Below are 10,669 nucleotides of genomic sequence, written 5' to 3'. Positions count from 1 at the left end.
TATTTTTTTTTTTTTTTTTTTGTAAATCTTTCTTGTGATTATAGTATTTTATGGTATAATAATTTTAAAAATATTACATTAATGGATAAAATATGAAAAGATTTGGTTTACTTTCAATTGTATTTCTGTTGTTATTGGTGAATGCGAATGTTTCGTTTGCACGGGAAATGGTTCATGAAGGTCAAGCGCTGGCTCAGACGGAAATAAAGGATACATACAGACAAGAACTTTCTCATCCACCGATAAATAATGTATTATGGATGTCGCAAAAGTTTGGCGTATCCTCAAGTTGGCTCCACAACGAGATGACAAAAGGGTACATGCTAGCGGATATTTATGGGGGATGAATTGCACAGCAACAAGGCGGTTCCTATGAAGCATTTATGCAATGCCGTTACGCTGATGCTTTTGAAGCAAAAGTAAGGAACAAGCGGAATCCTCTACTGGCTAGAGGTATTGCCGCAGCAGGTAACGCTATAGCTAAAGCAGCAAAACCGTATGTTGATGATGCGATTAAAGCAGCAAAACCGTATGTAGACGATGCGGTAAAGGCAGCGAAGTCAGCTGCAGATGATGTTGTTCAGGGTACGAAATCGCTTTATCAGAATATTACGAAAGGTAGCAGTGTAAGAAATATTCAGACGGATGTAACTAAGAAAACGTTTGAAAGAAATTTAGAAAGTAGTGGTTTTACTAAAACAACTAGCAATGGGGTAACTCATTTTACGAAAGGTAATACTAGATATACGACCCGAAATTACTCCAATCAAGGAAGTCGCACAGCTGATTATTATCCAAATGGTTCAAGAACGCCTTTTTCTAAAATTAGATTAGGTGATTAATAGAGGCTCGGAATAAAGCAAGCATTCTGAGTCCAAATGAGGGGTAAATGAAGAAGAAGAGCTGATGAAATGGCACAGATGAAAGCTGTTTTCAAAAATGTGCATGCCGAAGAACCCAAAACCCGGGCATTTAAAAAAAAATGCTTTGTGAACCGTATGGGATTAAGCGGCTGTCAGGTCTTTTAGCCACTTATCAACGGACATCTGTTGTTTTTGTTTCTTGGCTTCTTCCAGCCATGCGTCGGCATGCTGGCACATGGCGATCAAGTACACCCGGATATTCCAATGGCGGGAGCTGCGTCCACCCGAGGCTTCCAGCTTGTAGTCGATTTTTTGGCGCTTTAAAGAGCGTTCGACTCCGGTGCAAAGAGCGTAACGTTCTCTCCATTCCTTGCTGTCGCGGCGAATACGCGGAAAGAGACGCGGGTTATCCGCAGTGGATGTATAGAATGTTCTTCCGTAATCGGAAGGCGAGCAGGGGGGGGAACATTCCCATTTGCCAACCTTGGTGGGGCAACGCCACTTGGTGCGCTGACGGCCCGAACACTTGTCTTAGCAAATCATCTTCCGTCCAATGGGGCAGACGGGAACGCCGTCGGAGTCAATTTTCATTTCATGGTATACCGTTTGCCCGGAACGCCTGTTCCAGCATGCTATAGATCGCGAGGGCGTCGTGCTGGCTGGCGCGGAACAATCGCGGGTATATGGGCAGATTGGAAGCACTATCGGCTGCCGTGAACATGTAGAGCGTGCGCCGTCATATTTCTCGCGGCAGCTGTCCCAGCCCCAGTTGGCATCAGGATCTGAAAATTGCCGTTTGCAGGAGCATTTCCAGTTGCCTGACTTGCGGCAGTCGCAAAGGAACTTACCGAAGGAGCGAGCTCCGGTCTCGACCGGGGAGCCATCGCCGATGACGCGGAAGCAGCGAGTATCGCCAAGCAACCCTTTCGCCGCAGAAGGCAAGACGAACATCGTTTGGAACAGTTGCTGCAAGAGAACGTGTTCTTTGGGCGTGTAGTGGAATTTTCTCTTCACGCAGGGCACGGGAGACGAGCTTGTCCGTAATCTTGGAGCCTTCGGAAGAAGTCATAAAAGGTGCCGACGCCCGGCGTATCGCCCGGCTCGAAACCGCTGAGAATGGCATAGATGGGTATGGTGCGAAGCGCAGGACCCAGTCATCCACGCTCATCCCGAGCTTGGTCATGAGCAGTGTGCTGCGCAGCATGTCGGCAGGGTCGCGAGGTGAGAGGCCTTTGGTTTTAGGGAGTAGGTAGAGCGAACCAAGGCAGCGGTGGAGGAAAGGTCGATGGGCGTGACCCAGAAGACGAGGTTGCTGTAGAACTGCTGAATGTACTCCTTGTGCAATTATTCAGTTACGAAGGTCAAGTAGTCCTGATGGGAACGAGAAACAAGTTTCACAGCAATCACCCAATTCTTCAAGAGATAGGAAACAAAAATGCCTTCTCGCCGATTTTGGGGTTGTTTCAAAAATGTCAAGGGGAAAATTTGTTCGCATCCCTGCTTTGGGGGTGAAACAATAAAAGACCCTGGCTGAAAGGCCAGAGCCAATGCGGATTATTAAATTGCGAGAGGCTATTGATCAAGAAACGGAGGTGGAGAAAATATTTTTGAAGGAGAAGAAAGAATTTGAAAAATCTTTTCAAATCGTAAAGGAATTACTAAAATATGAGGAACGTTTACCTAAACAAATCTTTAAAGAACCATTAAATTATTATTATATTTGTGATATAGATAATGCAATGGGTGGGCCATTTGAAGATGTGCTTAGAAATCTTGCCTTTATATCAAATGATGACTATATAATTATGGGTATGTTAAATCCAGATCCTGTTACCTATTATTATAAGGAATTTGGTTATTATAATTGGCTTCATATACCAGCAAATATGCCTGAGGATTATTACTGGGATATGCTTAATGTTGAACCTAATCAAAGTCCTCCCGATGCTTTGCTATTTAATTCATTTGTAATGGTATGGGCTTCTCCATCTAAACAATGGGCCATTTGGGGAGAACGGGATTACGGGATTGCTGTTTTGGGATTTCATAAAGATGGGGTAATGAGACAACAAATTCATGAAAATGAGATATGGAGAAAGATGGATGACGAAGTGGCTGATCTTATATCTTTAAATTTTAGGGGTTTTACATTACCCAAAGACATTAAAGAAGAACTATTCCTCCATTATCAAAACCGTTAAATGAAGAGAAGCTCTCACTATTATAGTGGGAGCTTCTTATATGCAACGAAAGGCAACTACGTGGTTTGAACCTAACAAAACCAGACATGTAAAGTCGTTTGGAACATAAATAGTCTAGCAAAATGCAGTATGAGGAGGTGTGGAACTCAATTTTCGAAATGTCTAAGCCTTGATGGGTGCTAGGAAAAACGCTGATTGAGGGAGTTCAAGATAATCATTAGATATGATGAATTGACAGCAAGGGATGAGCCGAAGGGAATAATTAAAATATATTCGTGTAGGGGCTCGTCTTTTACCGACGGATCCATCTCATTATTGGTAGGCCGGTTGCGTCCGGGGTGCCATGATCATGCAGTCCCGGCTTAGCTTGTTCGGGGATGCTTTCTCGGCGGGAAAGGCATCGCTTCAGGCACTTCGGCTTACCGAAGGTAAAGCCCTGGAAGCGGGACGGGTACCGAGGGAGCCGGACAACGTTCTCCGAGTTTCTGGCGAAAGGATCAAACGGCTGAGCCGATCCGCTACGGGATCATCGTTCGGCGTCTGCAGACATAGATATAAGTAGGCGTCGATATGATCCCGGCCATACAGACGCTGCGCTGCGGTTCTGCATAGGATAAGGACATAGGTATCAGCGCTCGGCGAGGCGTTCCCGTGATAAGGGCGCGGCGGCCAAGCGTCTGAACCGTCCGATTCGTCAGAACAAGGAGTTGGAATTGATGGAAATCATCTTTACGTCGCTGGATGGCGTTTTGATGTTGGAGCCGAAGGTGTTTGAAGACGGACGCGGCTTTTTTATGGAAAGCTATCATTTTGAAAAATGGGGGGCTTCCGGTATTCCGCAGCCGTTCGTGCAGGATAATCATTCGTTTTCTGCCCGGGCCGGTACCATTCGCGGACTGCATTATCAACTGGAGCCGATGGCGCAGACGAAGCTGGTGCGGGTACTCGCCGGCGCCATCTACGATGTGGCGGTCGATATCCGCCGTGGCTCTCCGCGGTTCGGCCAATGGATCGGCGTGATTCTGAGCGCGGCTAACAAGCGGCAGCTCCATATTCCGCCGGGCTATGCCCACGGACTCTGCACCTTGGTGGATGATACCGAGGTGATGTACAAGGTGGATGCCCACTATGCGCCGGAATGGGATCGGGGCATCCGGTGGGATGATCCCGCCCTCGGGATACCGTGGCCGGCATCGAGTCCGATAATGTCGGACAAGGACAAGGCGCTTCCACCGCTGAAAGACGCCGAGACGTTCTTCCTGCCCAGTCTGGAACGAGGCGGGTGAGACGATGGATCAGGGAGGAATGATACTCGTTACCGGAGCGGAGGGCCAACTCGGCAAAGATATGATGGCGGTGCTGCGCCGCTATGGTGTGCCGGCCCGGGGCTATGGCCGTCAGGAGCTGGATGTGACGGATGCGGAGGAGGTGCTGCAGATGTTCCTGCGGGAGCGGCCATCCGCCGTCATTCATGCCGCTGCGTACACGAAGGTGGATGAAGCGGAACTGAATCCGGATCTGGCGTACAAAGTTAACGCCTTCGGCTCGCGCAATGTCGCGGCGGCAGCAAGCCGGGTCGGCGCGAAGCTCGTCTACGTCAGCACGGATTTTGTATTCGACGGCCGGGCGACTAAGCCATACAACGAGACGGCCCGCACTCGTCCGATCAGCGTATACGGTGCGTCGAAGCGGGAAGGGGAGCGGTTGGTGCAGCTTCTGCAGCCGTCCTCCTTTGTTGTACGCACTTCGTGGGTATATGGATCGCACGGCAATAACTTTGTCAAGACGATGCTGCGTCAGGCGGCGGTTCAGCCGGAGCTGAAAGTGGTGCACGATCAATCGGGGTGCCCTACGTATACACTCGATTTGGCCGAGATGATCTTGCGGCTGCTGCGGACGAACCGATATGGAACGTATCATGTCACGAATGCCGGGAGCTGCTCCTGGCATGAATTTGCGCTTGCGATTATGGAGGAAGCAGGGTTGTCTGTCAAGGTGCGTTCTGTGCCGACATCGCAATTTCCCCGTCCTGCCCGGCGGCCGTCTTTTTCGGCTTTGGAGGGGTGGGCGCTGCGCTTGAACGGCTTTCCGCCGATGCGCCCATGGCGGGAAGCGCTGGCGGATTATTTGCGCCGCTATGCTGCGAACGGCCCGGTTCGCAAGAAATGATGGCGGCAAAGGAGGGAAAGGCATGCGATGCGCCGTACTGGGAGCGCGGGAGGGGGGGCTGGACCTGGCCTGGCGACTGAGGAAGATCGGCCATGACGTCTGGCTCGTCCTCCCGGAAGCCGAAGAAGCCGAGCACTGGCGCCGTGTCTGCGCCGACCGCATGCTGTGCACGGTGCATGCGGACTACGCCGTCCGCCGTGCCGATGCCGTCGTCATATCAGGCTCCTGGCCTGGCGGCGAGGCGCTTGTGGATGCGGAGCGCCTCGCCATCGTGGCCGCGCCGGCGGCTGCGCCCGGTTCGACGGAGCGCCTGCGCGGGAGCGGGAAGGCAGGTGCGGCGACCGATGTCGCGTATCTGCCTCCCGCCTGGCTGCAGGCGACCGGCACCGTCCTTCTCGGCACGGTGGAAGGCCAACCGCTGGCGGCGCTCGCGGAGCTATTTGCACCGATGAAGCGGCCGGTATGCTATGTGCCGTATCGGGTGGCGGAATACGCGCAGCGCTGGGCGGCGCGCGGCGGGGTCCCCCTCTGGCGGGAGCGTCCCGCCGAACCAGCGGAGGAACAGGCCCGCCGGCTGTGGCGAAGCTGCTGCCGCCCGGAGCTAGACAGGGTGGAGCGGCTGCGCTATCCGCCCTGGCCCAAGGCGATGCCGAACGTGACCGGGGACTCGGCGGGGAATAAACCTGGCGAGAGCGCAGCTATGCGGGGGATGCAGGAATCATTCCATTCCGGATGAGGGGGAGCAAGGTAATGAGATCGAAGCAGCTGCACACGGCAGTGAAATGCCTGGTCTGCCGGCGCCTGTTGGCCAGCGAGGAGGCGAGGCTGATATTTCGGACGGGCTTCTGCGGCGATGTTCCCGTAGGCGGGTGCGAGCAGTGTGTCGCGAAGCATCCGCCGTTGAATCGGCTGTGGCGTGTCCGGCTGACGAATTTGCCTTATGATTCGCTGCACTAACCGATCCGGAAGGGGGTCCGATCATCTCCAGATCGGGAAGAGTGAGGCCGCGAAAAAAAGCAAGCGGCTTGGTTAGACCGCTTGCTTGTCTGCGATAGTCGTCTTGTTGTCCTGTTTCTCTCCGCGTCCCCTTTCGGGCGGATCGTGGGCCGCGGCAGCGCCGTTCGGTGCAGCGTCTTCCTTCGTATCCCGCTCCACCATGCTCGTGCCATTCAGGATGCCGCCTTCCTCAACGACAAGCAGCCCCGATTCGCAGCGACCCCGCACCTGTCCGGATGAGGTGATGAGCAGCTTGCCCGTCGTCTTGATATCGCCGACGACGGTGCCGGCGACGACGACATGGCGGGCAGCCAAGATGGAGTGCACCTCTCCGCGCTCGCCGACGGTGATTGTGCCGCTGCTGCTCAGCTCGCCCGTAAATTTCCCGTCGATGCGCACATTCGACGGGGAGTGAATGGTGCCGTTCAAATCGGTGCCGTGGCCGATGAACGTATCCGCCGGCTTGATGCGCTGGGATGAGCGTTGAAACATCGTAATCCCTCCTGTTTTGACAGATTTGGCTTGCATGCGTCCGATTTATGTTCCGTAGGCTTGCGCATTTCCCGTAATCCACATCGGAAGCGGCGACAGTCTCGTGACGGATGGCGGGGAGGATGGGGAGTTCCCGGGACCGGAACTCCCGGAAGCGCCGGAGACGGCAGAGACCTTTACGTGCCGTCCCTCTGCCGGGGTATCGGCGGCTGCATCGCTCAGGAACAGAAGCGGATCAATCGGCTCGCCCCGTTGGACAATCTGGAAGTGGAGATGAGGCCCGGTGCTGCGGCCGGTCGTGCCCAGCGCGCCGATAATACCGCCCTTGTCTACCTTGTCGCCCACGGAGACGTGGATTCGCTGCAAGTGCATATACCAGGTGTCCAATTGGTTGACGTGCCGGATAATAATAAAATGGCCCCGCGAAGCGTTGAAGCCGGCTTCAATCACTTCCCCCTCGGCCGTTGCAAGGACGGAGTCGCCCGTCTCGCCGCCAATGTCGATGCCGGCATGGAATGCGGCATATCCACTCAACGGGTCCTTCCGGTACCCGAAGCTGGAGGTCAGGCGACGTGACTTTGCCGGCCAGACGGACGGCGTTCCCACGATGAGTTCCTGCTTCTTCTGGGCTTGATTCAATACGGCCGGCGCGCTGCGCTGTATGGAGGACAGCATGCATTTCATCTGGGCGAGATCCAGCTGTGATCGCTCGGCTAATTCCAGCATCTGCTCCATACCGCTCCTTATATCCTCACCGCCGACCTGCCGCTGTTCGTTCCAGGCGGTGCTGCGGACGAAGCGGGGCTGCCCCTCGCCGCTCTCCTTGGACACGCCGAAAGTTCCTTCTACGAAGTCTTCCAACTGCTTCTCCAGGCTGCTCATGTGATTGATCCGCTGCTTGACGGCCGCGGTCTCCGAAGAGAGGTGGACGATCTCGTTTTGTAGCCGTTGAATCACTTCGTCCTTGTTCTTGACCGTAACTTCAAGCGCTTCGGACTGATGAGACAGCAAGCCTTCCAGTTCGCGGATCTCCACCGCGGCCTTCCACTGCATGCTCAGCACCAGACCCGATATCGACAAGACGGCGGTAATCGGGAAGGAGACAACGAGCATTTTCGGCACATTTATTTGCTTGACCGCTTGTTCCGCGTCGCGAATGACGAGCAGTGTCATACGGCCATTCCACCAACACCCTTTCATCACATCACCTCAGATTCCGCGTAATCCTGTAAAGTCTACCTATTGCACTCTATTCCCTTGCCCTGCTATACAGAACGGATATCTGTCCGAATAAAGGATTTTACACGTATGATTGCGCCGAAAAATACACAATACTGAGAGGATAGGGGCAGCCGGACAAGATGGGAAGGATGGGGGTGACCGGACGGGACTAGAAGACAGGGATAGCCGAACGGGCAGAGTTGACAGGGAGTCCGCTCTGGTGTGTAATACAAGAAATAAGCCCTGCAAAGGCTCGAGGTCAATGACAGGCGGAGGTTAGAAAAGTTGATGTTATGGCTGATAGTCGCCTTACTCATATACATATTTCAAATTTTTACGATCGTGCTGCTCGAGTACAAGCATCCTTCCAAGGCGGTAGCCTGGCTGCTGATTCTGTTCTGCTTTCCGCTGATCGGCTTCGTCATGTACTACTTTCTCGCCCAGGAATATACGGCCCGGTTGCGGATGCGGAAAAGGGGAAGCTGGGCGTATCCCGAGAACCGGATCGGCCATCTCCGCATCGAGACGGTCCGTCGTCCGGACGAGCTGAACAATCCGGAAATGCATGGGCAGGAACGGTTGTTCTCTCTCATCTCTACCTTGTCGGAAAGCCCGATTACGAGCTGCAACGAGACGCGGGTGCTGACGAATGGACAAACGACGTTCGAAGCGATGCTGATCGCGATTCGGGAAGCGAAACATCATATTCATATGGAATTCTATATATTGCGGGACGACGGCATCGGCACCGTCTTCCAGCAGGCGCTCATCGCCAAGGCGCAGGAAGGGGTCAAGGTGCGGGTCGTGGTCGACGGCGTCGGCAGCATCGAGTTGCGCCGCAAATATTTGCGGACGTTCAAGGAAGCTGGCGTGGAATTTCACTGGTTCATGCCGCTGTCGGTTTCGTTTTTCCGCCGTCGCCTCAATTATCGCAATCATCGGAAGTTGCTTATCATAGACGGCCGGATCGGCTTTGTCGGCGGAATTAACATCGGAGACGATTATTTGGGATTGGACCGCAAGCTTGGCTTTTGGCGCGATACGCACTTGCAGGTGGAAGGAGATGCAGTCTATGCGCTGCAGGCGATCTTCCTGCACGACTGGACGTTCGTGACGGAGCAGTCGCTGGCGCTGCGGGATCTGTTCCCGCCGCATCAATGCAAGGGGACGGAGCAGGTGAAGATGATATCCAGCGGCCCGGATGCAAGCTGGGATGCGATTCAGGAGCTATTCTTCGGCGTGCTCAGTTCAGCGCGGGAGCGGGTCTGGATCATTACGCCGTACTTCATTCCCGATGCCAGCGTGCGGCTCGCGCTCAAGACGGCCGCCGTTAGCGGCCTCGATGTCCGCGTCATTATTCCGGGCAAGTCGGACTCCCGCTTCGTCGATTGGGCATCCCTCTCTTATGTGGAGGAGCTCCTGCAGGCGGGCGTCCGCTTCTATCAATATCGTAAAGGCTTCGCCCACGCCAAAACCTTCCTCATGGATCGGACATTGGGTTGTGTGGGGACGGCGAATCTCGATATGCGAAGCTTCTTCAGCAACTTCGAAGTCAACGCGGTGCTGTTCGAAGCTTCGGCGGTCGAACGGCTGGAGGAAGATTTTTTGCGCGATCTCGAAGACAGCGTCGAGATCGACTACAACCAGTTCGTCATCCGTTCCCGTGGACAGCGTGCCGCCGAAGCGATAATGCGGTTGTTGTCTCCTCTCCTGTAGCCGCTGGCAATCTCTTGACCGATGGATGTGGAGGCGGATTCAGCCTCTTCGGGACCAAAGCGCTTGAATGTGGCTGGAGAAAGCCTCTAGAATCGGCTCAATCGCCTGCGGCTCGGCATTGCGGATCAGATCGCCGACTCGTGCGAGCCGATCGGCGGCATTGAGCAGGTGGTAATCGCGCGGCTTCGGATTGCGCTTCACCTCGTCCCAGGTAAGCGGCATCGACACCGAGGCATACGGCGTCGCCCGCGGCGTATACGGCGCGGCGATCGTGCGGGAGGCATCATGCTGCATATAATCGATGTAAATGCGGGTGCCCCGGTTCTTCTTCAGCCGCTCGATCGTGAACAGCTGCGGGTGAAGCTCGCACAGGTAGATGGCGAGCATCTCGCCGAGCTCGCGGAGCTGCATGAAGGTCGGGCCGCGCTTGATTGGCACGATAAGCTGCACGCCGGTGGCGCCGGACGTCTTCGGGATCGTCCGCATGCCGATCCGTTCCATCGCCTCGCCTACGATCCGGGCGGCCTCCATCATCCGCTCCTCCTCCCGAACGGACGGATCCAGGTCGATAATCCACTCGGCTGGGAGCGTGTCGCCGATGCGGTGCAGCGAGGGATGGAACTCGATACAGGCCAGATTGGACAGCCATAGCAGCGTAGGCACATTTTGGAGCATGATATAGCGGATATCCCCGGACATCGCCGTCTCGACGAAGGAGGGGGCGTCAGGCGGCACGTTTTTCTGGTAAAAAAATGCCCCGGCAACGCCGTGCGGATACCGGATCGTCGTCAGGAAGCGGTCGCGGCACGCCGCCAGCAAATAAGGGCTCAGCCGGATCATTTCCCGGATATAGCCCGCCTTCGTTATGCCCGCTTCCGGCCAAAACAGCTTGTTCGGATTCGTGATTTGAATTTCATGCCCTTCCACCATTAAGGACGCAGGCGGTTCTTTTCTAGCCATAGTCCCACCTTCCTGACTTTGCACTCCCGTATTCTCGGCATTGTGATTTCG

12 protein-coding genes are annotated in these 10,669 nt (G+C 54.5%); 8 read left to right on the top strand and 4 right to left on the bottom strand.

Annotation, left to right across the window (positions count from 1 at the left end; translation table 11 throughout):
* Positions 1-383: 383 nt before the first annotated feature.
* From PPOP_RS15595 to rfbD, 5 genes are all read left to right on the top strand, one after another.
* The gene (locus PPOP_RS15595) at positions 384-842 is read left to right on the top strand and encodes a hypothetical protein (RefSeq protein WP_006287520.1); all 459 of its coding nucleotides are present in this window, start codon (positions 384-386) and stop codon (positions 840-842) included.
* Positions 843-1,416: 574 nt separating this feature from the next.
* Positions 1,417-1,860: a hypothetical protein gene (locus PPOP_RS15590; RefSeq protein ID WP_042229201.1), complete on the top strand. Its 444-nt coding sequence runs from the start codon at positions 1,417-1,419 to the stop codon at positions 1,858-1,860.
* 610 nt (positions 1,861-2,470) lie between these two features.
* Positions 2,471-3,064: a diadenosine tetraphosphatase gene (locus tag PPOP_RS15585; protein WP_234399865.1), complete on the top strand. Its 594-nt coding sequence runs from the start codon at positions 2,471-2,473 to the stop codon at positions 3,062-3,064.
* Positions 3,065-3,780: 716 nt separating this feature from the next.
* Complete coding sequence (rfbC, locus tag PPOP_RS15580) at positions 3,781-4,350, top strand: dTDP-4-dehydrorhamnose 3,5-epimerase (RefSeq protein ID WP_006287518.1); 570 nt, start codon at positions 3,781-3,783, stop codon at positions 4,348-4,350.
* A 4-nt stretch (positions 4,351-4,354) separates the two neighbouring features.
* On the top strand, positions 4,355-5,233 hold the full coding sequence (gene rfbD, locus PPOP_RS15575) for a dTDP-4-dehydrorhamnose reductase (RefSeq protein ID WP_006287517.1): 879 nt from the start codon (positions 4,355-4,357) through the stop codon (positions 5,231-5,233).
* 183 nt (positions 5,234-5,416) lie between these two features.
* On the opposite strand, the gene PPOP_RS24510 is transcribed toward rfbD, so the two are convergent.
* Positions 5,417-5,635, bottom strand: coding sequence for a hypothetical protein (locus tag PPOP_RS24510; protein ID WP_234399864.1), 219 nt, complete (start codon positions 5,633-5,635; stop codon positions 5,417-5,419).
* Between the two features lie 46 nt (positions 5,636-5,681).
* Between PPOP_RS24510 and PPOP_RS24505 the strand changes: the two genes are divergently transcribed.
* Positions 5,682-5,969: a hypothetical protein gene (locus PPOP_RS24505; protein WP_234399863.1), complete on the top strand. Its 288-nt coding sequence runs from the start codon at positions 5,682-5,684 to the stop codon at positions 5,967-5,969.
* A gap of 14 nt (positions 5,970-5,983) precedes the next feature.
* Positions 5,984-6,190 carry a hypothetical protein gene (locus PPOP_RS15565; RefSeq protein ID WP_006287515.1) on the top strand — a complete coding sequence of 69 codons (207 nt, stop codon included), beginning with the start codon at positions 5,984-5,986 and terminating at the stop codon, positions 6,188-6,190.
* A gap of 72 nt (positions 6,191-6,262) precedes the next feature.
* Here PPOP_RS15565 and PPOP_RS15560 read toward each other — a convergent pair whose 3' ends face one another.
* Positions 6,263-6,721, bottom strand: a complete 459-nt coding sequence (locus PPOP_RS15560) for a bactofilin family protein (RefSeq protein ID WP_006287514.1) — start codon at positions 6,719-6,721, stop codon at positions 6,263-6,265.
* A gap of 45 nt (positions 6,722-6,766) precedes the next feature.
* Positions 6,767-7,921, bottom strand: a complete 1,155-nt coding sequence (locus PPOP_RS15555; RefSeq protein ID WP_006287513.1) for a M23 family metallopeptidase — start codon at positions 7,919-7,921, stop codon at positions 6,767-6,769.
* Positions 7,922-8,230: 309 nt separating this feature from the next.
* Between PPOP_RS15555 and cls the strand changes: the two genes are divergently transcribed.
* Positions 8,231-9,658, top strand: a complete 1,428-nt coding sequence (gene cls, locus PPOP_RS15550; RefSeq protein WP_006287512.1) for a cardiolipin synthase — start codon at positions 8,231-8,233, stop codon at positions 9,656-9,658.
* Between the two features lie 39 nt (positions 9,659-9,697).
* On the opposite strand, the gene ligD is transcribed toward cls, so the two are convergent.
* Complete coding sequence (gene ligD / locus PPOP_RS15545; protein WP_006287511.1) at positions 9,698-10,618, bottom strand: non-homologous end-joining DNA ligase; 921 nt, start codon at positions 10,616-10,618, stop codon at positions 9,698-9,700.
* Positions 10,619-10,669 lie beyond the last annotated feature (51 nt).

This window comes from Paenibacillus popilliae ATCC 14706 (assembly GCF_000315235.1).
GTDB lineage: Bacteria > Bacillota > Bacilli > Paenibacillales > Paenibacillaceae > Paenibacillus_B > Paenibacillus_B popilliae.
The sequence above is the reverse complement of the archived record's forward strand: the minus strand, read 5'-3'. Positions and strand labels throughout refer to the sequence as shown.

Coding starts and splice junctions, on each gene's coding strand:
- cls (WP_006287512.1), top strand. CDS start 8,231: ATGTTATGGCTGATAGTCGCCTTACTCATATACATATTTCAAATTTTT.
- rfbC (WP_006287518.1), top strand. CDS start 3,781: ATGGAAATCATCTTTACGTCGCTGGATGGCGTTTTGATGTTGGAGCCG.
- PPOP_RS15590 (WP_042229201.1), top strand. CDS start 1,417: ATGGGGCAGACGGGAACGCCGTCGGAGTCAATTTTCATTTCATGGTAT.
- ligD (WP_006287511.1), bottom strand. CDS start 10,618: ATGGCTAGAAAAGAACCGCCTGCGTCCTTAATGGTGGAAGGGCATGAA.
- PPOP_RS15560 (WP_006287514.1), bottom strand. CDS start 6,721: ATGTTTCAACGCTCATCCCAGCGCATCAAGCCGGCGGATACGTTCATC.
- PPOP_RS15555 (WP_006287513.1), bottom strand. CDS start 7,921: ATGAAAGGGTGTTGGTGGAATGGCCGTATGACACTGCTCGTCATTCGC.
- rfbD (WP_006287517.1), top strand. CDS start 4,355: ATGGATCAGGGAGGAATGATACTCGTTACCGGAGCGGAGGGCCAACTC.
- PPOP_RS24505 (WP_234399863.1), top strand. CDS start 5,682: ATGAAGCGGCCGGTATGCTATGTGCCGTATCGGGTGGCGGAATACGCG.
- PPOP_RS15595 (WP_006287520.1), top strand. CDS start 384: ATGCAATGCCGTTACGCTGATGCTTTTGAAGCAAAAGTAAGGAACAAG.
- PPOP_RS15565 (WP_006287515.1), top strand. CDS start 5,984: ATGAGATCGAAGCAGCTGCACACGGCAGTGAAATGCCTGGTCTGCCGG.